General features: G+C 44.9%; 17 protein-coding genes. 7 read left to right on the top strand and 10 right to left on the bottom strand.

Features of this window, described 5'->3' with window-relative positions; genetic code table 11:
- Nucleotides 1-3 precede the first annotated feature (3 nt).
- Together AXF12_RS10740 and AXF12_RS10735 are read left to right on the top strand one after the other, a co-directional pair.
- Nucleotides 4-627: a DUF2911 domain-containing protein gene (locus AXF12_RS10740; RefSeq protein ID WP_082752996.1), complete on the top strand. Its 624-nt coding sequence runs from the start codon at nucleotides 4-6 to the stop codon at nucleotides 625-627.
- The gene (locus tag AXF12_RS10735; protein ID WP_066431042.1) at nucleotides 599-1,672 is read left to right on the top strand and encodes a DUF3810 domain-containing protein; all 1,074 of its coding nucleotides are present in this window, start codon (nucleotides 599-601) and stop codon (nucleotides 1,670-1,672) included. The genes AXF12_RS10740 and AXF12_RS10735 overlap by 29 nt, the downstream gene beginning before the upstream one ends.
- Here AXF12_RS10735 and AXF12_RS10730 read toward each other — a convergent pair.
- The 3 genes from AXF12_RS10730 to AXF12_RS10720 form a co-directional block, all read right to left on the bottom strand.
- The gene (locus tag AXF12_RS10730) at nucleotides 1,669-1,965 is read right to left on the bottom strand and encodes a thioredoxin family protein (protein WP_066431033.1); all 297 of its coding nucleotides are present in this window, start codon (nucleotides 1,963-1,965) and stop codon (nucleotides 1,669-1,671) included. The two genes, AXF12_RS10735 and AXF12_RS10730, sit on opposite strands and share 4 nt — an antisense overlap.
- A 130-nt stretch (nucleotides 1,966-2,095) precedes the next feature.
- Nucleotides 2,096-2,842 (bottom strand): murein L,D-transpeptidase catalytic domain family protein, encoded by a 747-nt coding sequence (locus AXF12_RS10725; RefSeq protein ID WP_066431030.1) that lies wholly within the window; start codon nucleotides 2,840-2,842, stop codon nucleotides 2,096-2,098.
- A gap of 173 nt (nucleotides 2,843-3,015) precedes the next feature.
- Nucleotides 3,016-5,124 (bottom strand): TonB-dependent receptor, encoded by a 2,109-nt coding sequence (locus AXF12_RS10720; RefSeq protein ID WP_066431028.1) that lies wholly within the window; start codon nucleotides 5,122-5,124, stop codon nucleotides 3,016-3,018.
- 269 nt (nucleotides 5,125-5,393) lie between these two features.
- On the opposite strand from AXF12_RS10720, the gene AXF12_RS10715 reads away from it, so the two are divergent.
- The 3 genes from AXF12_RS10715 (at nucleotide 5,394) to AXF12_RS10705 (ending at nucleotide 9,784) form a co-directional block, all read left to right on the top strand.
- Nucleotides 5,394-6,032, top strand: coding sequence for a hypothetical protein (locus AXF12_RS10715; RefSeq protein ID WP_066431025.1), 639 nt, complete (start codon nucleotides 5,394-5,396; stop codon nucleotides 6,030-6,032).
- A 166-nt stretch (nucleotides 6,033-6,198) separates the two neighbouring features.
- The gene (locus AXF12_RS10710; RefSeq protein ID WP_066431023.1) at nucleotides 6,199-8,241 is read left to right on the top strand and encodes a multiheme c-type cytochrome; all 2,043 of its coding nucleotides are present in this window, start codon (nucleotides 6,199-6,201) and stop codon (nucleotides 8,239-8,241) included.
- Nucleotides 8,242-8,326: 85 nt separating this feature from the next.
- On the top strand, nucleotides 8,327-9,784 hold the full coding sequence (locus AXF12_RS10705; protein WP_074860890.1) for a hypothetical protein: 1,458 nt from the start codon (nucleotides 8,327-8,329) through the stop codon (nucleotides 9,782-9,784).
- A 92-nt stretch (nucleotides 9,785-9,876) separates the two neighbouring features.
- On the opposite strand, the gene sucC is transcribed toward AXF12_RS10705, so the two are convergent.
- Entirely contained in the window at nucleotides 9,877-11,070 is a 1,194-nt protein-coding gene (sucC, locus tag AXF12_RS10700) for an ADP-forming succinate--CoA ligase subunit beta (RefSeq protein WP_066431017.1), read from the bottom strand.
- 763 nt (nucleotides 11,071-11,833) lie between these two features.
- On the opposite strand from sucC, the gene tsaD reads away from it, so the two are divergent.
- Together tsaD and AXF12_RS10690 are read left to right on the top strand one after the other, a co-directional pair.
- Nucleotides 11,834-12,856 (top strand): tRNA (adenosine(37)-N6)-threonylcarbamoyltransferase complex transferase subunit TsaD, encoded by a 1,023-nt coding sequence (gene tsaD, locus AXF12_RS10695; RefSeq protein ID WP_066431014.1) that lies wholly within the window; start codon nucleotides 11,834-11,836, stop codon nucleotides 12,854-12,856.
- A 96-nt stretch (nucleotides 12,857-12,952) separates the two neighbouring features.
- Nucleotides 12,953-13,924: a PorP/SprF family type IX secretion system membrane protein gene (locus AXF12_RS10690; RefSeq protein ID WP_066431013.1), complete on the top strand. Its 972-nt coding sequence runs from the start codon at nucleotides 12,953-12,955 to the stop codon at nucleotides 13,922-13,924.
- Nucleotides 13,925-13,928: 4 nt separating this feature from the next.
- On the opposite strand, the gene AXF12_RS10685 is transcribed toward AXF12_RS10690, so the two are convergent.
- The 6 genes from AXF12_RS10685 to AXF12_RS10660 all read right to left on the bottom strand — a co-directional run bounded on the left by AXF12_RS10685 (nucleotide 13,929) and on the right by AXF12_RS10660 (nucleotide 21,954).
- Nucleotides 13,929-14,795, bottom strand: a complete 867-nt coding sequence (locus AXF12_RS10685; protein WP_066431010.1) for a DUF4249 family protein — start codon at nucleotides 14,793-14,795, stop codon at nucleotides 13,929-13,931.
- Nucleotides 14,796-14,797: 2 nt separating this feature from the next.
- Nucleotides 14,798-17,170 (bottom strand): TonB-dependent receptor, encoded by a 2,373-nt coding sequence (locus AXF12_RS10680; protein ID WP_066431007.1) that lies wholly within the window; start codon nucleotides 17,168-17,170, stop codon nucleotides 14,798-14,800.
- 279 nt (nucleotides 17,171-17,449) lie between these two features.
- A complete protein-coding gene (locus AXF12_RS10675) occupies nucleotides 17,450-18,325 on the bottom strand; it encodes an OmpA/MotB family protein (protein ID WP_066431005.1) in 876 nt (291 codons plus the stop codon).
- 81 nt (nucleotides 18,326-18,406) lie between these two features.
- A complete protein-coding gene (locus AXF12_RS10670; RefSeq protein WP_066431003.1) occupies nucleotides 18,407-20,026 on the bottom strand; it encodes an OstA-like protein in 1,620 nt (539 codons plus the stop codon).
- A 42-nt stretch (nucleotides 20,027-20,068) separates the two neighbouring features.
- Entirely contained in the window at nucleotides 20,069-20,854 is a 786-nt protein-coding gene (locus AXF12_RS10665; RefSeq protein ID WP_066431000.1) for a zinc ribbon domain-containing protein, read from the bottom strand.
- Nucleotides 20,855-20,856: 2 nt separating this feature from the next.
- Entirely contained in the window at nucleotides 20,857-21,954 is a 1,098-nt protein-coding gene (locus AXF12_RS10660) for a Nif3-like dinuclear metal center hexameric protein (protein ID WP_066430997.1), read from the bottom strand.
- Nucleotides 21,955-22,045: the final 91 nt, after the last annotated feature.

Here is a 22,045-nt window from a genome sequence, read left to right as displayed (position 1 = left end):
AATATGAAACAACTGATTATCATCGCACTATTCTTAATCGGAAGTGCCACTTATGCACAAGGCTTTACCTCCCCAATGGCAAGCCCTCGGCAGACCATCACTCAACAGTTCTCCATAAGCCAAGTGCGCGTGGACTACGGTCGCCCGAGTGTGCGTGGACGTAAGATTTTTGGTGAATTGGTGCCTTATGGAAAGATTTGGCGCCTCGGAGCGAATGAGGCTACCAACATCACCTTTCAACAACCTGTGAAGTTCGGTGGAAAGCCCGTAAAGAAAGGCTCGTATGCCATCTTCGTAACCCCTGAAGCCCAACAGTGGACAGTAGTGCTCAACTACGATGCACACGCATGGGGGGCTTACAGCTACGACCCTAATGAGAACGCCATTGAGTTCAAAGTGCCCGTAAGCCAAACCAAAGACCTGCAAGAAGCACTTGAATTTTCGTTTGAGAGCATTTCTAACGATAAGATGAACCTTGTAATCCGCTGGGAATACACCAAGGTTGAAATCCCTATTGAGGTTTATAAGAAGGAAACTACCGATAAGATCATCGACCTTCTCAAAGACGTAAAGCAATTTGAAAGAGAGTTAGAAGGCGATGACCAGCAGAAGCAGCAAGCTAAATAAATTTAGTTTAAAATACGTATTCTATACCGTGCTGATAGGGTTGTGGGGGCTCTCTCGCAACTATCCCACACTCACTGAGCGGCTATATAGTAAAGGTATCTATCCTAACATTGCAAAAGTAGAACACTTTTTGTTAGGATGGATATCTTTTTCTATGGGTGATGTGTTTTACACACTCTTTTTTGCGTATATCATCTACCTTTTTGTCAAAAATATTAAATATCTATGGCAAAAACCCTTGCTATGGCTCGATAAAACCCTATTGCTGCTGATGAGCACTGCCTGTGCTTTCTTTTTTCTCTGGGGGTTTAACTATTTCAGAGTGCCATTGGCAACCACTTTGGGGGTCAAAACCACTTATACCGAGGAGGAACTGTACAGTGCTACTGAGCATTGCTTGCAGAGGGCAATAGCATTGCACCAGCAATTAGCCCCCAACGATAGCGTAAAAGTAGATTTTAACCTATCCAATAAAGAGATTTATGCCCTTGCCCATAAGGCTTATCCGCTGGGGATAACCGGCATTAGCGATTTTAGCAGTTGCAAGAGCGTGAAGTCGTCGCTTTATAGCACCTTGCTCACTTATATGGGCTACAGTGGCTACCTGAACCCTTTCACTAACGAGTCGCAGATAAACGGTAAGATGGTCGGCTACTCCAAGCCCGTAACCGCCTGCCACGAAATTGCCCACCAGATGGGCTATGCCGCCGAAGAAGAAGCCAATTATTTAGGTTATTTAGCCGCTGAAAAAGCCGATAGTCCTTATTTTAAGTACAGTGCAGAACTGTTTGCGTTGCGTCATTTCCTGAATGAAATAGCGGTAGTAAACCCTGAGAAATACAAAGAAATAGGCATAAAAATACCCCAAGGCATTCTTGAGAATTACCGTGAGGTGCGCCGCTTTTGGCAGCAGTATGAGAATAAGGCTGAGCCCGTCTTCAAGGCGAGCTATGACGCCTTCTTAAAAGCCAATAAACAACAGCAAGGCATTGATAGTTATGACTTGGTCGTAGGGCTGCTCATTCACCACTACACTGCCCCTTAGAAGAACTTGTTGAGTTCCATCATCAGCACTTCGCTGTCTTGGAAACCTTCACTGCGCCATATCAAGCTCTGTTTGTTGAAGATGATCGTAGTGGGCAAGTTGTTCACTTTTAAGGCTTTCGTGAGCTCTTTATTCTTATCCACATCAATCTTTACCACCTTCACACGGTCGCGCAAGATGGTAACTATTTCACGTAGCACAGCATTCATATACGTTGACGCCTCGTTCCATTCTGCATAAAAACAAATTAGCACAGGCGTTTTTACATTGATGACGTCTCCAAATTTTTCCATAAAATTCTATCCTAATAAGCGCACAAAACTACAACTTTTTCTCATACAATAAAAATATTTACCGAAAAAAAGTTAAAGGAAAATGCGAGACGTTTTGTAAATACGTTGAAAATGAATGGTTTGTGTATTTCTAAAACACCGACTCGTCGTCGATAAGTTTCAGCACATTGAGGTATTTTGAGCTGCTGAGATACTTAGCATCATTGTAATACGCAAAAATCATCGTGCGCTCTTTGATGGTCTCAATCACCTGTTTGTAGATATTTTCAGGCAAGGCGGGGCAACCAAGACTTCTGCCCATTCGCCCGTGGCGGAGGATATAGTCCTCATTGGCGTAATCAGCAGAGTGGATCACCACCGCGCGCTTTGCCAAGTTGCTGTTGTAGCCCCTTTCATCGCCGTGGAGCTGCAAGCTGTAGCCCTTGCTGCCATTGTAAGTATTGCCTGTGATATAAAACCCAAGACTACTTTTGTTAGAATCCACCACATCGGAGAAGGAGGTAGGCTGCTTATCGCCGCTGTTCTTGCCGTGCGATACGTAGGTGAAGTAGATGATTTTCATCTTCTCCAAGTCGATGGTGTAGAAACGCTTGGTATTGCAGTCCTTCGTAAAGTCGATGATAGAAAAAAGTTCTTTGTCATTTAAGCGGTGTTGTTTGCGAAGGGTTTGATAGCCTATGTAGGCATAGCGAAAAGCCTCGAAGCTCAGCCCGTATTGGGGGCAGCCGATGTCGCTGTAGAGCTCGCGGATATTCAGCTCAGCCTGCTTTAATGCCAGCTGTTTCTCCTTGCTGAGTTGTGATGTTTGTGCTTTTGCAAAATACAAAAAAGTGCTGAGTGCAAAAACTAAAATTAAGAAAAAATACTTCTTGCCCATAGTGTTAGAAACATTAGAAAAACATTGTACTTATTAGATAAAAACAGACTGTAAGCAGCCCTAAAAACATTGCTGGGCGCAAAGGTAGTAATTTTTACACAGTTGAGATGTTAAAAGAATGTTAATTAACACACGATTAACGCATAATTCCTGCTCTGAGAACTCAAAACTGACTACTGCAATTGGTCTAACACTTCCTGCGAGCGGTTCTGTCCTATGCTGATAAACCAACCGATCATAAAGGCGCGGTCGTAAGGCAAACCAACGGCGATGCGGTGCGCTCCATCGGGGGTGTAGCGGTAGTTGAACACCTGCTTAGTGCCCAGCACATTGCTCACCGAGAGCACAAAAGTGTTGAAGGTATTGCCCCACTTGCGCAAGAGGGCTACATTGAAGTTCGTATTCTGATACGTCGGCGTTCTATCGGCAAGAAAAACAGGGTTATTAGGGTTCTCATAAGGGCGACCGCTGGCTACCGTGTACGAGGCTCCGAAGAAAAGCCCTGCGCTTTCAATAAAATACTTCACCACCAAATGAGCCGTATGAGGTGTGGCAAAGGTAGGCTGTGCCTCCACCGGGTAACGCAAGTAGCGGCGTTGCGTATCGAGGTAGGTATACGACACCCAATAGTCTAACCCCTTAATGCTCTTGCCATCACGCCAGAAGAAGTCAAAGCCCGTGGCATAGCCTTCGCCACCATTGCTAAGGGTAGTAGGCGTAGGGTAAAGCAGCAGGTCGCGATAGTCCTTGTAGTACACCTCAGCGCGGAGAAAACGCTTCTCGTGGGCGTACTGGAAGTCGGCGATGTAGTGCCGTGCCCGTTGGTAGTCCAGATGGCGATCGAGGGCGAGGTAGTTGTAGGCAGGTTTTTGGCTGTAATCGCCTGCCGAGAGATTCAGCTGGTGATAACGCCCCGTTTTGTACGCTACTGAAAAGCGCGGCAACACCACTGCCTTGCTCAGCACATCGTCGTACTCGGTGCGCAAGCCCGCCAGCAGTATCCACTTGCGACTCAGTTGCCACGAGGTGGTAGCCCAAAGGGCAGTTTCGTAGTCGCTCAGCTGGTCGTCGTTATAGGTAAAACCTTCGGTGCCCACTTCTGCCTTGAGCCAACGCGTGAGCTTGCCCGAGGTCATCAGGCGGAACTGTTGGTGCAGGGTGTAAGCATCGCTGTGGGTGTGGCTTTCGCTAACCTTATTGCGGTCGAAATGCAGTCCATAGCCCGCGTACATACGCCACTCAGGGGCAATATCGCGGGTGTAAGTAACCAGAGAGACGCCATTAGTGTCATCGGACTCATAGCGCTCTCGAGTGCCCCAGTGTTGCAAGCTCTCGCGGGCAGTAGCCTGACGCGTCCAATTGCCAAAGCCATACCATTTCAAGATACCGTTGCCACCCGTACTTTGCCTGAACGTCCCCGAGAAGGTAACCGTCTCAGGGGCTTTGAGCCACTCGACATTCTGTTTGATAAGCTCGTAATAAGGCTTAAAGTTGTAATAGCCCACCATTCCGCCCCACGAAGTGGTCTCCCGCTTATTGAGCCACTCCTTGCCCACGAGTGCCCCATAAGGGATTAGTGCCACCGTAGCCGACGGTTTCGAAGGTTGATCCTTGGTTTCCAATACCAATACGGAAGAAAGTGCCTCGCCGAACTGTGCCGAATAGCCGCCTGTATTGAAGACAATCCCTTTGAAGAGGTGGGGCGAAAAGCGACTGCGTTGTGCCACATCGGGTACGCCAGCGTAGTAAGGATTAGGGATGTTGAGCCCATCGATGGTAACCTTTGTTTCGTCGCCGCTACCTCCACGCACAAACACCTGTCCGCTCTCGCCCACCTGTTGGGTACCAGGCAGCGTAACCACCGCCCCTGTGATGCCCCCATCGGCACTCGGCGTACTCTGCACTTCCATCGGGTTGAGCACCGTCGCCTGTTGCTTATCGCTGATGCCAAAAGTAGCCGCACTTACCACCACTTCCTCTAACTCAGAAGCCTTTTCCTCCATCACAATCTGGAATGGCTTCACCTCGCCGCTGATCTCAAACGGAATAGCTACATCCTTCATTGAGAGGTGCATACACATCAGTACAGCCTTGCCCTTCTGCCGACTGACAAACGAAAAAGCACCTGCCTCATCTGTGCTCGTACCCTCGATAGTGCCTTGCAGAAACACATTTACACCCGCTACGGGCTTATGGCGTTCGTCGACTATTACGCCCTTGATCGTTACCTGAGCAGCTGAAAATGAACTGTATAACAGCAGTAACAACGTAAAATATCTCATCTGATTACTTAATTTAGAAAAAAAACATATCCCATCATTGACTATGCAATGCAAAGGAAAGACTATTTCGCCAACCTACCAAATAAAAACTTGAAAAAAACTTGTAACAGAACGTAACTATACTGATAAAAAGAACTTTACGTACACACTTCCCACACGAAAACAACTGAAATTCTACCCAAGAAGATTGCTTTTTGAATAAAAGATTTGTGAGTTTGCTACTTTCTGCCTACCTTTGTCGCATTAATAATCAAATAAATATTTATCAGATGAAAAAATACATCATAACCTCTATAATCCTTCTGCTGAGCTTTACCGCTGGGGCACAGGACATCGAAGCCGCTCTTACCGAGAAAATACAAACCCTCGATCGCACTTACGACAAGCCCTCTTTGCAAACCCTCGCCAATGATTTTCAACGTATTGCCCTTGCCGATGCTAATAACTGGCTCGCCAATTACTACGCTGCCTACACCAATGTGCGTTTAGCCGAACTCTCCGAAGGCAGCACTATTGATAGCTTCTGCGACGAAGCTGAGAAATACCTCAAACTCGCCGAAAAGCAACCCACTGCCGATCCCTCAGAGATTGCGACCCTCTATGCCTACCTCTACTCCTCAAAAGTGCGCGTTAATCCTATGATGCGTGGCAGCAAGTACGGGCGCACCAGCGGTCAATACCTCCAAAAAGCGATCCAACTCAACCCCGATAACCCCCGACCTTATATCGTGCGTGCCGTGGGTATCTATCACACACCCAAGGTTTTCGGTGGTGGTGCTGAGAAAGCTAAGCCCGTATTGGCACAAGCCTTTGAGAAGTTAGCAAAGTTCACCCCAAAGACTCCCAACAGTCCACATTGGGGTAAAAGTATGGCTGACTACCTTCAAAAAGAAATCCAAAAGAAATAACCATACCGCTCATCCTCGCACTGCGCCCCCCGAACGAACCCCAAACGGATCGGTAACGGACAAGCAGTATAGAATGGGTAGGTCATAATCCCATACAAAGCAATACACAATATTAAAAACGTAAAACTAAAAACGAAGAGATTACCCATTAACGCAACCTCCACTGATGAAACGAAAGATAATCGTTGCATTACTTTTAATAGCCGTATTAGGCACCGCCCTATTACTCATCAAGTACTACCTCTCTGATGAGCAGTACAGTGCTGTGCCCAAACGTATTGCATCAATGCCAGAAGCCTACGCAGGCTCTGCCTCTTGCAAAGAGTGTCACCCCAAGGCTTTTGCCGATTGGCAGGCTTCCGACCATTTCAAGGCAATGCAGCGCCCCACAACGGAGACTGTTTTAGGCGACTTTGACAATGCTTCCTACACTGCCGACGGCATCACTTCACACTTCTTCAAGCGAGGCGATAAGTACTACGTCAATACCCAAGGGGCAGACGGCAAATACGCTGACTTTGAAGTGAGCTACACCTTTGGCTATTATCCTCTTCAGCAGTATTTGGTTGCTTTTCAAGGAGGTAAGATGCAGGTGCTCCGCCAGAGTTGGGACAGCCGTAAAGGCAAGTGGTTTCATCAGTATGCAGGGCAAAAGATAGCTCCTGACGACTATTTCCACTGGACGAATGCCTCGCAGAACTGGAACCTAATGTGCGCCTCTTGCCACAGCACCAACCTACATAAGAATTACAACCCTCTGCACGACACCTACACTACCGATTACAGCGAGCTTACTGTTGGCTGTGAGAGTTGCCACGGGGCAGGCAAAAAGCACATCGCTTGGGTGAAGGATGCTGCCTATAAAAAAGGAAGTAAAGAGCTATTCATCAGTCTGCAAGAGGCTCATAGCCAGAAGCAGCAACTCAACACCTGCGGCGCTTGTCACGCGCGTCGTGGCGAGACAACCCAATACCATACCCCTTCGAGTGAGTTTCTTGATAACTACATTCCTGAGATACCCGCAGTAGCCATTTATTACCCTGATGGACAGGCTTTTGATGAGGTCTACAAATACACTTCTTTTCTCCAAAGCAAGATGTTCCACGCTGGAGTGCGCTGCACCGACTGTCACCGCCCGCATACAGGTAAGGTGAAGATTGAGGGCAATGGGCTCTGCCTGCAATGCCATTCCCAGACCTACGCAAGCACTCAGCACACCTTTCACAAGGAGGGCACAGCTGCCTCCGATTGCCGTCATTGCCATATGCCCACTCGCACTTATATGGGTAACGATGTGCGTCACGACCATAACTTCAAGGTGCCGCGTCCTGACCTGAGCGAAAAGTATGCTGTTCCTAACGCCTGCAATGATTGCCACACCGGTAAGTCGGCGCGTTGGACAGCTGAGGCAGTCAAGAAGTGGTATGGCAATGTACGCAAGCCCCATTTTGCTGAGGATTTGATACTCGGCAGTCGTCGTGATAAACAGAGCTACGCCCACTTGGCAAAACTGCTTTCTGACCCTGCCACACCTGCGATTATCAAAGCTACTGCCACCCACTACTTAGGTGGGCTACACACCCCTGAGAGCTTTCGCACTATCGTAACACAGCTCACTAGCACCGACCCTCAGACACGCTACCGTGCTGTTATAGCCCTTGGCAATTTTAGCATTCAGGGTGAGGAGGCTAAGGTGTTGCCGCTACTTTCCGAACCTGTAAGAGCGGTGAGGCTTGCTGCTACCAACCTATGGCTCACACAGAAGGGTAGGGCAGGAGTAGAGGCACTTCCTCAGGGACGTGAGCGCCTTACTGAGTACGAAACCTTTGTGCTTTCGCAGTCTGACTTTCCTGTGGGGGCAGCTACAGCAGGCGATTACTACACCCAGATGGGCGCCCCCCAGAAGGCAATTCTCTTCTATGAGCGGGCACTCACCAAAGATCCATCACTGAACTATTTACGCCTGAATTTAGCAATTCTTTACAGCCAGTTGCAGCAGAAGGCTAAGGCTTGGCAGTGTCTTGATGCCGCTGAGAAGCGAGCACCCTCCAATCCACAGATAGCCTATTACAAGGCGCTGCTCCTCACCGAAGAGAAGAACTACACAGCAGCTAAAAAGGCCTATGAAAAAGCCCTTAAATTAGGGATGAATACTCCACAAGTGCAGCAGAATTACCAAGCAGTGCTCAGGGTACTACAGGAGAAATAAAAATAAATGGTAAAAAGTTTTACTATTATTCAGTATTTATATACTTTTGTGGCGTTAATTTCATATAGAAAAAGTCAATTAAACAATGAAAAGAATTCTAACATTTTTTGTAGCGATATACCTCGTGTCTATGACTTGGGCACAGGATATCAGTGTTAAGAAAGGGCAAATATTAGTTGATAAGCGCCCTATTGCCAAAGTGGAGAAGAAGGATAAGATGTATCTCTTTTCTGACCTATCGGGTACGCCTCTTTTTTCTGCAATAGCTACCAGTCGCACGCCTTTAGGCAATGTGGATCCTAGTAAGTTCTGGCTCGAAATCAAAGGGCAGAATGGTGTAGTTCGCGAGATGGAAATGGGAAAGGTAGGTTTTACCCTGAGCTATGAGAAAATGACTGTTGAAGGGCTCATCAAAAGTGAGGCAGGACTCATAACTCTTGATGGGGTGAATGCTGAAAAGATAGCCTCTTTCTTTGACCACGAAGATAGGAGTATCTCAAAGCTAATTGATGAGCGAAAAGAGGCTATCAAAGCTCAGCGACAGAAAGAAGATGAACTTGCAAGAGAGGTTTCTCTCAAAGTTGAAAAAGGAACAATTACCGCTAAAGGGAAGGCCATAGGTTACATAACCAAAAAGACCATCAACGATCATACTGCCGCTTATGCAGTAGGCGACTTAAATAAGTTTAAAATCGCTGAACTGCATTTCTCAACGTTACAAACTAATAAACCCGCAGATTGCACCTTTAAGACGTATGACGGGAAGGAGTTTGTAGTCCCTGATGTGAAGTATTCCGATAGCGCATTTGGGGAGGAAATAGCTGATCGTTTTGTAAGAGCTTTGTATTTCAATGGGTATACCTTGGGCAATATGAAGGAGCAAGTAGATGCTTATACAAAAGGGGTTAATGATGCTATGGCAGCACAGGATAAGGCGTTAGAAGATAAGGCAAAAGCGACCTCAGCGAATATTTACGATGTACAGGGCTATATAATTGACCCTAAGACAGGCGAAAAGAAAGAAGGGCTTGTTACCATTGAATTTGAGTCTATTGATGCTAAACTCAAAAGACAACCAGGGATGGCTGATGCTACCAACTACGGAGGTACAGTAAGCATAAAAGAGCAAGAAGGAAAAAAGGCTACCTACTACAAGGCAAATAAAAACGTGATCTTTGGTGTGGGTGATAGGCGCTTTTTAGGCGTTAAAAGTATGGAAGATGGTGCCGTTAGTGGTAATACAAACGACCTGAGTTTCTTGGATAATCGGGCTCAGTTCTTTGAAATTATCTATGAAAAGGATGGTAATTATGTTCTTGCGCAGGTGCTAAGACCTGAGGTGTGTTATTTGAAGCTCGCCAATCAAGAAAAAGCTATTTATTTAGGTGATAAAGGGATGTTTGGCAAGAAATCACCTGAGAAGGTTAAGGAGCTGTTTGATAAATATGTGAAATGTGGCGCTTTAAACTTTGCAACCTACGAAGTAGCTACCAAAGAAGGCTTGGTAAAAGTCGTTGATGATTATGTAAAATCTTGTAAATAGTGAGGTAGGATATTGATAATCCTCAAATAAAAACAGCCCGTTCAGGAAACTGAGCGGGCTGTTTCTTACTATGAACAATTTAAAACTTTCTCTTATTTGAGTACTTCCTTTACCTTATCGGCTGCCTCTTGGAATAGGATGGCTGAGTGTACCGATAAGCCTGAGTTGTCGATGAGTTCTTTGGCTTTTTCGGCATTGGTGCCTTGCAGTCGCACGATGATAGGCACTTTAATGGTATCGCCTATATTCTTGTAGGCGTCCACAATGCCCTGTGCCACACGATCGCAACGGACAATCCCGCCGAAGATGTTCACCAAAATGGCTTTTACTTTGGGGTCTTTCAGTATGATGCGGAAGGCTGTCTCCACGCGCTTAGCGTCAGCGGTGCCGCCCACATCGAGGAAGTTAGCTGGTGAGCCGCCTGCCTGCTTGATGAGATCCATTGTAGCCATCGCCAAGCCCGCTCCGTTGACCATACAGCCTACATTGCCGTCGAGTGCCACATAGTTGAGCCCTGCTGCTTTGGCTTCCACCTCAATAGGGTTCTCCTCGCGCAGGTCGCGATAAGCCATATATTCAGGGTGGCGATAGAGGGCATTGTCATCAAGCACTACCTTGGCGTCCACCGCTAATATTTTATTATCAGAAGTTTTCAGCACGGGGTTGATTTCGAACAGGCTCGAATCGGAAGCTACATACGCCTTATAGAGTGCAGTAACGAATTTTACCATTTCCTTATGTGCCTCGCCCGATAGCCCGAGGTTGAAGGCGATCTGTCGTGCTTGGAAGGGCAACAAGCCCACTGTGGGGTCGATTTCCTCCGTGAAGATGAGATGAGGCGTTTCGGCGGCGACCTTCTCTATATCCATACCGCCCTCAGTGGAATACATTATCATATTCTTGCCCTTGGCGCGGTTGAGCAGTACGGACATATAAAACTCTGAGGGTTCGCTCTCGCCAGGGTAGTAGACGTCTTCGGCGATGAGCACTTGGTGCACTTCTTTGCCTGTGGGGGGTGTCTGTGGGGTGATGAGGTGCATCCCGATGATCTCTGAGGCGAGGCCTTCTACCTTGTCAAGCCCCTTAGCGAGCTTTACGCCACCGCCTTTGCCGCGCCCGCCAGCGTGTATTTGCGCTTTCACTACATACCACGCGGTGCCTGTTTGCTCAGTGAGGGTTTTGGCGGCTTCCACTGCCTCTGCTGGGGTTTGCGCTACGATACCGCGTTGGGTGCGCACCCCGAAACTCGATAAGATTTCCTTTCCTTGATACTCGTGTAAATTCATATAGTTAGTTTTTAGGGATCAGAGGTCAGGGGTTAGAGAGCAGGGATCAGTGAGAAGTGCTTGCTGATCTCTGCTTGCTGACCTCTGACTTCTGTAAACGTTATTTTCCGACAAAAATAGAAAGAATATCCGAAACTGCCAAATGTTTGAGTGAGATAACGTAAAATATTTTTGTCCGTTAGGTGTATAGTGTTGATAATTAGTCTACAATGCTTAATATTGTAGTATTCGGTATATGGAAAGAAGAGGGGGTGATCAGGGCTGATAGAGCTGTGTTCGTTACATTTTGCGTTTTTCTTAATGAAATGAGCTAATTGTTGTGTATTTTAAAATAAGGTTTGATGCTTGGAGCGTAGTAAAATGGAGGGTTGGAGAGGGGAATATCATCCGTACATTGTCCGTACTGCATCCGTATTGCAACCGTAGTTGCTCTTACGTAGCTCTTACCTTGTTCTTAGGTTTCTCTTACGAGAAGGGGTTAGAGGTTAGGGATTAGTGGTTAGAAAGTTGAGAGATGGTGTTGTGTTGCGGTATTGTTAAAAAGATGCGGCAAAGGTAATAAATAATTTATAATGTGCAATGGATAATGGCTCATTTTTTTTTGGGGAGGTCAGAGGTCAGGAGTCAGCCTATACCGCAATCACACTGCTCTCTACTTACTGCCCTCTGATCTCTGATTTCTCATTTCTGACTTCTCATTTCTGACCCCTGACTTCTTATTTCTCATTTCTTTTTTGTATCTTTGCGCTTTTAAAGTTAGAGAATGGAAGATACGTGTATATTGGCTATTGAATCCTCGTGTGATGATACCTCAGCATCAGTGCTTTGCGGGGATAAAGTGCTTTCGAATGTGATTGCCTCGCAGGCGGTACACCAGCGTTACGGTGGGGTGGTGCCTGAGCTGGCTTCGCGGGCGCACTTGCAGAATATTGTGCCTGTGGTCTCTGAGGCGATTGCAAAGGCTGGTATTCGCAAAACTGACCTGAGTGCGATTGCTTTTACTCGCGGACCAGGGTTGATGGGGTCGTTGCTCGTAGGGACTTCCTTCGCTAAATCGCTGGCGATGGGCTTAGGCATTCCGCTGATTGAAGTGAACCATATGCAGGCGCATATCCTTGCGCATTTTATCGATGAGGGGCAGCGCAAGCCGTCGTTTCCATTTTTAGCAATGACTATCAGTGGTGGGCATACGCAAATAGTGAAGGTAAATAGCTATTTTTCAATGGAAGTGCTCGGTGAGACGCTCGATGATGCAGTAGGAGAGGCTTTTGATAAGACTGCTAAGATATTGGGGTTGCCTTACCCCGGAGGTCCTTTGATTGATAAGTATGCTCGTGAAGGCAACGCGAAGGCTTTTACGTTTAATAAGCCTAACATTGAGGGACTTAACTTCAGTTTCTCAGGCTTGAAGACGGGGATATTATACTTCATACAGAAGCAGACGGCAATCAATCCTAATTTTGTGCAGGAAAACCTCGCTGATATCTGTGCTTCGGTGCAGCAGACGATCGTGGATATACTGATGAAGAAAGTGCTCAAAGCGGTGAAGCAAACGGGTATCAAGGAGGTAGCCATCGGCGGTGGGGTATCGGCGAACTCAGGGATACGCGCAGCACTGACTGCTTTGGGCGAGAAGTGCGGTTGGCATACTTATATTCCTAAGTTTGAATACTGCACTGATAACGCAGCGATGATAGGGATTGTAGGCTATTATAAGTATAAAGAAGAGCAATTTACTGATGTGCAGACGGTTGCCGACCCGCGACTGTCGTTCAGTGCGAAGTAGTTGCTTTTGCAAAGTATTTTTACAAGATTTTTATAATTAAAGGGATTACAAGTCAGGGAAAATATTGTACCTTTGCCCTGTAAAAACAAATGAACAATGAAGAAGTTTCTTATCATATTCAGTTTGATAGCCTCAGGGGTGAGTGCCCAGAGTGTGGCGCCTTCTTATGTTTTCTATAACCAACAGCAGAGTTTGGTAAACCCAGCAGCAGTGGGCACAGAGCGCGGGCATACTATTTCGGTGAATATCCGTAACCAGTGGCGTGGAATGACCGAAGCTCCACAGACGCAGACGCTGCTCACTACGCATCGCCTTAGTGAAAGGGTAGGGCTGGGATTTTCAATTGCGAGCAACGAGGTGTTTATACAGAAGCAACGTATGATACGGCTCGATTTCTCGTATGCAATCCCTATATCGCTTACCTCAAGATTGGTAGCTGGGATAAAGGGCGGGGGCGACCTCTTTGATATTGATGCGAATCAGGCGTATTACTATAACAATCAGTATAATACGTTCTATAATGGCTATCGCTTGCACCCTACGGAGTATCTCTACAATCCTTATTTGGAGAATGTCTCGGGGCGCTTTCAGCCAAATGTAGGCACAGGCTTGTATTACGAGCATCCTGATTTCTACATAGGTTTTTCAGTGCCTAATATGCTTGCCTCTGATGATGTGCGTATGGATGGTGATAAGATGACCGCAGTATCAGCACAGATGCGCTTTTACACTTTGGCGGGGATGTATCTGCGTCCGACACCTGATTTTACTGTAAAACCAATGGTGCAGGCACGCTTTGCTCAGGGTGAGAAGCCTAATATTGATATGACTTTGGCTGGCAACTTCTTAGACCGTGCAGAGCTTGGGCTTACTTTTCGTACTGAGAAAGCCTTTAATGCGTATGTATTTTTTGATATACCGAGGTATTACCTACGTGTAGGCTACGGCTTTGAGACGTATTTCCAGACGCATCTCAACCTACAATCGCGCTCTTCACACGAGTTCTTAGTGCAGTTTAAGTGGCTGTCGTACTCACAACAACAGCGCAGCACTTACTATGATGATTAAGAGGTTATTTAATTGTATAGGTTAGTTTGGAGTACTGACTTACACGAAATGCTCCCAGTGGGTTATCCTTAGGGTTGGCTGTGTTGATGATATTGCCGTGAAAGCGCGCAGGAATGGTAAAGCTGCCTCCTCCACGCATATCTCTGAGCACAAAATTGATATACTCCTTGTATTCAGGGCTGATACGGTATAAAGTGAAGTCTACTTTATCCCCTGCCTTTAAGTCAGAGAAAACAGCAAAAGTAGTGAAGTAAAACTTGTTGTTAGCAATGTAGTTATTATCTAAAGTACCATAGCGATTTTGCTTCGTATCCTGTGGATTTTCAAGGTGTACTAAGTAGGCATTGGCTACTTTATCATCAATTCCGTCGAAGTACACTTTTAGCTCTATTTGGTCGCCCGCCAAACCGCTATTTTCTTTCTGTACAATGCGTTTGGGGTCAATCACAGGAGCTTCGAGCATCTTAGCCTTAGCGTGGTACTCTTTGTTGTTTACTTTGATGCTGAGTTCGTAAGTTTCTCCTATTTTAGGGGTAATCCCAGAGGCAAGCACATAACGGCTACCGCCTTTCAATGTGCCAATCTCAGAGGTAAGCGTGCTAGTGCCATCCCACAGAGTGAGGGTATGGGTAGTACTTGCTGTTTTTAGGGTGATAGTCGCGTCAGCAATTGCAGGAGAGTTTTCTTTGCCAAAATACGAAGTTGTATAGCTCAAATCTACCACTGGGTAGGCTATTGACTCGCCCTTTTGCCAATCAATGCGAGCATCAATCACCAGTTCTTTTTCAGCTGTATCAAGGTCTAAATCAATGACGTCCTCACAGGAAAGGAGGAGGGTACTTATACTTATGAAATAAATAAATCTTCTCATCACTAAAAACTAAAATTATAGGTTACACTGGGGATGATCCCAAAGATAGAAAGTCGTACTGCCTCGTTAGCGTGGGTATCTTTGTTTTCGCGGAAAGATACGGACACGGCATTTTTGCGGTTGTAGACGTTGTAAATGCCAAAAGTCCATTCGCTTTTCCAACGTTTGTTTTGCCTTTGAGGAGTGTAGGTAGCCGAAAGGTCTAAGCGGTGATAAGTAGGTAAGCGATATTCATTGCGCTTGCTGTATACGGCTACGGATTCGCCTAAGTAGTTATATTTTCCCACGGGGTAGTTTGTTGGTAAGCCTGATTGTAGGTTGAAGATAGCTCCGAAAGTCCACTTGGGTGAGGCAGCATAAGTAGCTGAGATAGATAGATCGTGTGGCTTGTCGTAAGTAGTGTTATACCAATCGCCATTGTTGATTCCGCTTTCTTCAGGGGTACGACCTGGAGTTTGCATCTGTGATGTGGAGAGTGTGTAAGCGATCCAACCGGTGAGTTTACCTGTGTTCTTACGTAGCAACACTTCCAGCCCATAAGCCTTGCTATGTCCTTTGAGGAGTACTCTCTCAATGGCTTCGTTGGCAATTAGGTCTGCCCCGTCGATGTAGTCTAATCGGTTATCGACGGTTTTGTAATAGCCCTCGACTTCTAAGCTGTAATCATCATCGTGGAAGTTAGAAGCATAGCCTAAGGCGTACTGATGGGCTAACTGTGGGTCGATAAACTCACCACTTGGTGTCCATACATCTAATGGAGTAGGGGAAGTAGTGTTGGAAATCAGGTGTATATACTGCACTGTACGCGCGTAGCTGGCTTTGATAGACTTTGTATCCGAAAAGGCATAAGCAGCGGTGAAGCGAGGTTCAAAATAGCTGAATAGATCCATAATCTTACCGCTTTTGTAGTACTTTGTGCCTATAGGTTCAGCTTTGTAGTATACTTGTCGGGCTGTGTTGAACAGTACAGGGCTGTTGTTCTGATATACATTCACTGTTTCCTTCCCCAAGTGGTAGAAGGAGCTGAAACGTAGCCCATACGAGAGGGATAACGCCTTGGTGAGCTTGTGCTCGGCATCAATATAAAACGAATTCTCTAAGGCGTATTTATTAGCTAATCGTTTTTCTTTAATAGTGGAGGAAGGAGAAGTAGGGATGATTTCTCCAGGTTTGAAAATGTATTGCAATAGCTGCATCCCGTATCCTAACTTAAAACGCTCAGAGAGATAGTGCTTGAAATCATATTTAAGGTTGAAATTCTCAATACCTGAGTTCCAGCGCATATCCAGCATATTGAAGTCAAAACGATAGTCATAATTACTATAAATAGCAGAGAGATTGCCGAAGAGCTGCTGGCTGAAAACGTGGTTCCATCTCAGATTGGCAAACATATTTCCATAGGCATTTGTGAGGTTATCACTTAGCTTAAAATGGTCACGACCAAAATAAGCTGAGAGATAGAGTGCATCGTTTTGCCCTAATTGATACGAGAGTTTGGTGTTCAAATCATAGAAATAAGCAGAGTTTTGATTGTCTGTTAGTTTTAAGAACAGATGGGCATAAGAGGCACGCCCTCCAATGAGGAAAGAGGCTTTTTCCTTCACTAAAGGTCCTTCTAATAACAGACGCGATGAGAGCACTCCAATACCTCCTGTCCCAGCAAAAGTATTCTTATTACCTTCTTTTTGATACACATCTAATACGGATGAAATACGCCCTCCGTAGCGTGCTGGAATCCCTCCTTTGTATAGCTTCATATCACGTATAGCATCAGCGTTGAAGACGCTCAAAAAACCAAAGAGATGTGATGCATTGAAAATCGTTGCTTCATCAAGAAGCACTAAATTCTGATCGGCAGCACCTCCTCTCACATTGAATCCTGAGGAAGCCTCACCAGCATTACTCACGCCAGGCATCTGCATCAGCGTTTTGACGATGTCCACCTCACCAACCAATACAGGTAGTTTTTTGATGGTAGCAATAGGTATAGCTGTAACGCTCATCTCAGGCTTTCGTACTTCCGTTTTCTGTGAAGTACTATGCCCTGTAACTTCTACGGCTGATAGTACGATATCTTCTGGTTTCAATGAGAAATTCTTGCGGATATTTCCTTGTAGAGTAATCTCTTCTTTGATGGTACCATAACCAATATATTCCACTGAAATAGTATATTTTCCCTCGGGTAGAGTGATGGAGTAAAAACCGTATTCATTTGAAGCTGTACCAGTGGTAAGCTCCTTTACAATAAGGTTTACCCCTAAGAGTTTCTCTCCATTTGAGGCATCGGTAATTAAACCACTTAAAGTGTATTTACGCTGTGCAAAAGCTGTACTCATACACAGGATGAGTAGGTATAAAAGACAATTTTTAAACATAACCTAAATCATTTCGAGGGTACTTTATTTTGCAAAGGTACAATAAAAAACTTTATATACAAAGAAATATTTATTTTTTAACAGGCTTTTATGAATTTACTGTATTAATATTTCTACGCTGCAAAGTAATGAAATAGAGGCCTAATGGAAGTTATCAATTATTGATGTTTATTTATCATTTCTTGTATATGCTTGATTCTAAGTAGTTAAATGTTGCTAAAAACAAAAAGACTTGGGTATTTTGCCCAAGCCTTTTGTTTGTTTTATGGATTTTAAAAATTACTTTTTGTTTTTCCCTGCAATAGCAGGATCTTTTAGCCCTTGTTCAATCATATTCGTAAATTGATCAAGTTTAGGCATTACTACGATACGTGTACGACGGTTTTTTGCTCGTCCTTCAGCACTTGAATTGCTGTCCAAAGGAACGTAAAGGCTACGACCTGCAGCAGTCATACGTTCAGGAGCAATCCCAAAATCTTTTTGCAGTACACGCACGATCTCTGTAGCACGCATCACACTCAAATCCCAGTTGTCGCGTAAGCAACTGTTCTTGATAGGTACATTATCAGTGTGACCCTCTACCATTACTTCAAAGTCAGGCTTAGCTTTTACCACCTTAGCCACTTTTTCAAGTACTGACTTTGCGTTCTTTGAGATGTTGTAACTACCACTGCTAAATAGCATTTTATCAGAGATGTTAATAAATACAACTCCTTTTTCTACACTGATGTTTACATCTTGGTCGTCAAGGTTACCCAATGAACCCTTCAGGCTTTGTACTAAAGCTAAGTTTACTGAGTCACGACGGGTAAGTGCATCTTGCAAATTGCGGATAGTTAAATCTTTCTCACGCAAGCTTTCCAATGATTTTTCTAAGTTCTCAGCTCCTTTTTGGGTAAGAGTTGTAAGGTTCCCCATATTATTAATGAGCTGTTGGTTATTCTCTTTTAAGAGATCATTTTGGTTCTTCAAACTCTCAAGTTTATATGCCAATTGATTCTTATCATCCAAGCACATATTGAGTTTTACGGTAGCTGAATTAAGCAAATCCTCTGTTTGCTTGTTACGCGCTTCAAGTTCAGCATACTTCTTTTTTGAAACACACGATGTTGCTAAAATGCTCAACACCGACATTGTGATAAATAACTTTTTCATATAGTTTGTTTTTAATTAATCTCTACTTCTTGCAAAGATACGTATTATTTCTGATATACCTGCAATAAAGATGCCAAAAGTTTATTTAGCGCCTTTTATTTGCCCTTTTTCTTTTCCTTTTTCAGATGTTTTTAGCAGCTCATTTTCATCTGCATCAATCTCCTCTGGAGTTTTCATTCCCTTGATATTCTTAGGTTTAATAGCTTTCTCGCTATCGCTGAATATCTCTTCCTTGCTATGGATCCTCTCATCACCACGCCATATGAACTCTTTGAACTTACGGTCATTCACGTGTAGCTTCTCTTCTGGGTATAAGTTACCCGACGGCTGTGTAATAAATACGGTTTGCTCAATCTGCTGATCCTTATTCAAATATATCTTAATATGGCTACACGTCAGTTTATTGATGCCTACCAATTCTTTTGCGTCGTTATATACATAGTAGATCGACTCTGTATTCTGCAAAAAGTCAATTTGCCTCAGCACATTCTTCTTGAATTTTCCATAGAGAAATTTACCTTTCACTTGGTTATAGCCATCGCCCAGAGAGTCCTTTTCTACTACCAAGGCATTATTAAATACTTTCAGCGAATCCAATTGCTGTGTCTTTGTATTGGCAATCAAGTGGATGTTATCACCCGTCATCTGGCTTTCACCTGTCCACGCTACGGGTCTCCCCACCATCTGTGTCAATCCATTATCCTCCTGTGAATGTATTGAATCACACTTCGCTTGCATATCACTTTTATAGATCCGAGCATCGGGATACGCTCTTATCACCCTATGTCCAGTCTTGCCAGTGACCAAGATACGCTTCCCGTGCATATACATTGAGTCCTTTTCCACTAAGGTAATCACAAGAGCCTTTTTCGTGATAAACATCGAATCCTTAGCCTTGTAGATTTCGCCGTAGTGCCCTTTCACGAAGGTCTTGTTCACCGTGTCCAATATCACAATATTGTTAGTGCCCGATGAGAACTGTCTCCTCTTATCAAAGTACAAACTGTCACCCTTCAGTGTTTTAAGGTCGTAATCTATCTTAGCTTTCTTCATAAAATAGCCTAACTGCCGATGCGTGTCATAATAGCCACGTTCACAGTAGATAGAGTAGTCGGCACCTTTAATAGTCGTAGGTCCATACAAATAAGCATTCCCTGAGGTATGGTAGTAATCCAGCACTTGCGATTGCACCGTAAAGTCCTTATTGACAATCTTTACTGAGTTGGTGAACTGGTTCTTTTTAGTCGTTACATAATACTTGCCCGTCTTGCTGGTAAGCTCGTTTTCAGGGTCGGTGATCTTGCCAAAGTTATTGTAGTAAGCCTCCTGCTTATTTCTGTCAAAGAACAGTTCTTCAGTCTCCAAGGTCATATTGCCATTGCGCAATACTACCCCTTTGCGTGCCACTGCTGTTTTAGCATTCCCTTTGTATTGCACATAGTCGCTGTTCATTTGCAGGGTGTCACCCTGTTGTAACACAACATTCCCGTTGGCAATCACTTCATTTTTGGCCTCAAAAAGCACAGCTATATCACACCACACGTCCAGCCCTTGGTGGCGAAACTGCACCCGCTGCCCGTCCGATTTGAAGATGGTTGCCCCTGGATATTTCACATTGTCAATAGTGAATTCACCTCCATACACTATCTCAATGCGCTTTATCTTCCCGTCCTTCTCTTGCGATAGAACAGGCAAACTCATCAGCAATGCACTTATGTAAAGTATTATATTTCTCACGAAAAGCTATTTGAAGCTATCAAAGATCGCCTGCATCTTTTCCTTTTCTTCTGTGGCTAAACCTGAATCTACCAAAATACGCCCACTGTGTTCATCAGTGATGATTTTCTTACGTGAAGCGATCTCCATCTGCACCTGTGGTGGAATTGTGAAGAACGAACCTCCTGAGGCACCGCGCTGTATAGGCACTACTGCCATACGGTTCATCACACTGTTGCGGATGCGCGTATAAGCCTTTAACAGGCGGTCTTCAATCTTTGAAGCATACTCTTCAGCTTTCTCACGTAGGAAGGCTTCTTCTTTCTCTGTCTCACCCAGTACAGTGCTCAGTTCAGCCTTCTTGTGTTTTAGGTGCGCATCGCGTTGTGCTTTCTTCTCATCTACCTGCTTGATAGCCTCTTTCTTTTGGTCTACCTGTGCCTTCCCTTCTTTGATGCGCTTTTCTGCCAACTGGATTTCTAATTCCTGAAACTCTATTTCCTTCCCCAGCGAGGTATACTCGCGGTTGTTGCGCACGTTCTTCTGTTGCGTACTATACTTCTTTATCAGAGCCTTAGCCTCCTCAATCTTAGTCTTTTTCTCTGCAATACCCTTTTGCAAAGCGTCCAGCTCTTCTTTGTATTTTGCGTGGCGTTTCTTCAAGCCTTCTACCTCATCTTCAAGGTCTGCAACCTCCAAAGGTAGCTCGCCGCGCACGTGTTGCAATTCATCAATTTGCGAATCAATAAGCTGTAAGTCGTACAATGCTCTTAATTTCTCTTCTACTGAGTTATCCACTACTTTCTGTGCCATACTTAACTGTAATATTTGATAGGATTTGTATCTATGTTTGATATTGAAAATGCAAAATTACAAAAAATATTTGAAAGAGCATCAAATAAAAACATTTTTATGAACTGTTCACTCTCAAAGTGCCCAATATCAGCAAGTAACAGTTTCCCTTCAGCAGTAAAAAAATCGTGATATTTAAAGTCAGCACTCACAAAAGCATCTGCACCCGCTGCCTTAGCAGCCCCAATGGCAAAAGCACCACTGCCGCCCAATACAGCCACCTTTTTTACTGCTTTACCCCGTAAAGCCGAATGCCGAATGCAGCTTGCTCCCATCTGCTCCTTTACATAAGCGAGAAAAGCAGTCTCTTCCATTGCCTCGCTCAGTTCTCCTATCATACCCATACCCAAGCCTTGATGTGTGTTCTCTAAGGTATAAATTTCGTAAGCCACTTCTTCATATGGGTGAGCCTGCCACATAGCGCTAACAATCTGTCCTTGTAGGTGTTTAGGGAAGATAACCCCTATTTGCGTTTCACCCTCAGTGTGTAGCACTCCCCGCTCGCCGAGGGTCGGATGCGATAGCTCATTGCCTTTATAAGTGCCTTCCCCTTCTAAGTTAAAACTACACTCGCTGTAATTGCCGATAGCCCCCGCACCAGCAGCAAAAAGCGATTGTCGCACCTTCTCAGCATCTGCGTGAGGCACATAAGTAATCAGTTTGCGGATCGTATGCCCTTGAGGAATGAGAATTTTCCTACCACTCAACCCCAGACGATCGCAAATAGTTGCATTCACTCCATTCAGCTGATTGTCAAGCGCTGTATGCATACTGTAAATGGCAACGTCGTGTTTGATAGCCTTCATCACTACCCGCTCCACATACGTCTTACCTGTAAGCGACTTCAGACCCTTAAAAATAATAGGGTGAAAACTCACGATTAAGTTACAATTGCGCTCAATAGCCTCATCTACAACCGCTTCAAGCGTGTCTAAGGTGATCAGCACCCCTTGCACCTCAGCCGAGGCATCGCCTGTGAGTAAGCCCACATTGTCAAAATCTTCGGCGTAATGCAAAGGCGCTATCCCTTCCAAAGCCGTTATGATCTCTTGTACTTTCATAATTATTCACAAGTTAAAAGCTCGTTCCTTACCGAGCCTGCAAAATTACACTAAAAATCATATCCTACCAAATGTTTCGTTAAGGGAAACG

Origin of the sequence: Capnocytophaga haemolytica (assembly GCF_001553545.1) — a bacterium.
GTDB classification, from domain to species: Bacteria; Bacteroidota; Bacteroidia; order Flavobacteriales; family Flavobacteriaceae; genus Capnocytophaga; species Capnocytophaga haemolytica.
The sequence above is the reverse complement of the archived record's forward strand: the minus strand, read 5'-3'. Positions and strand labels throughout refer to the sequence as shown.

Coding starts and splice junctions, on each gene's coding strand:
- AXF12_RS10675 (WP_066431005.1), bottom strand. CDS start 18,325: ATGAAAAAGTTATTTATCACAATGTCGGTGTTGAGCATTTTAGCAACA.
- AXF12_RS10735 (WP_066431042.1), top strand. CDS start 599: ATGACCAGCAGAAGCAGCAAGCTAAATAAATTTAGTTTAAAATACGTA.
- AXF12_RS10730 (WP_066431033.1), bottom strand. CDS start 1,965: ATGGAAAAATTTGGAGACGTCATCAATGTAAAAACGCCTGTGCTAATT.
- AXF12_RS10670 (WP_066431003.1), bottom strand. CDS start 20,026: ATGAGTTTGCCTGTTCTATCGCAAGAGAAGGACGGGAAGATAAAGCGC.
- tsaD (WP_066431014.1), top strand. CDS start 11,834: ATGGAAGATACGTGTATATTGGCTATTGAATCCTCGTGTGATGATACC.
- AXF12_RS10710 (WP_066431023.1), top strand. CDS start 6,199: ATGAAACGAAAGATAATCGTTGCATTACTTTTAATAGCCGTATTAGGC.
- AXF12_RS10715 (WP_066431025.1), top strand. CDS start 5,394: ATGAAAAAATACATCATAACCTCTATAATCCTTCTGCTGAGCTTTACC.
- AXF12_RS10705 (WP_074860890.1), top strand. CDS start 8,327: ATGAAAAGAATTCTAACATTTTTTGTAGCGATATACCTCGTGTCTATG.
- AXF12_RS10685 (WP_066431010.1), bottom strand. CDS start 14,795: ATGAGAAGATTTATTTATTTCATAAGTATAAGTACCCTCCTCCTTTCC.
- AXF12_RS10720 (WP_066431028.1), bottom strand. CDS start 5,124: ATGAGATATTTTACGTTGTTACTGCTGTTATACAGTTCATTTTCAGCT.
- sucC (WP_066431017.1), bottom strand. CDS start 11,070: ATGAATTTACACGAGTATCAAGGAAAGGAAATCTTATCGAGTTTCGGG.
- AXF12_RS10660 (WP_066430997.1), bottom strand. CDS start 21,954: ATGAAAGTACAAGAGATCATAACGGCTTTGGAAGGGATAGCGCCTTTG.
- AXF12_RS10725 (WP_066431030.1), bottom strand. CDS start 2,842: ATGGGCAAGAAGTATTTTTTCTTAATTTTAGTTTTTGCACTCAGCACT.
- AXF12_RS10665 (WP_066431000.1), bottom strand. CDS start 20,854: ATGGCACAGAAAGTAGTGGATAACTCAGTAGAAGAGAAATTAAGAGCA.
- AXF12_RS10690 (WP_066431013.1), top strand. CDS start 12,953: ATGAAGAAGTTTCTTATCATATTCAGTTTGATAGCCTCAGGGGTGAGT.
- AXF12_RS10680 (WP_066431007.1), bottom strand. CDS start 17,170: ATGTTTAAAAATTGTCTTTTATACCTACTCATCCTGTGTATGAGTACA.
- AXF12_RS10740 (WP_082752996.1), top strand. CDS start 4: ATGAAACAACTGATTATCATCGCACTATTCTTAATCGGAAGTGCCACT.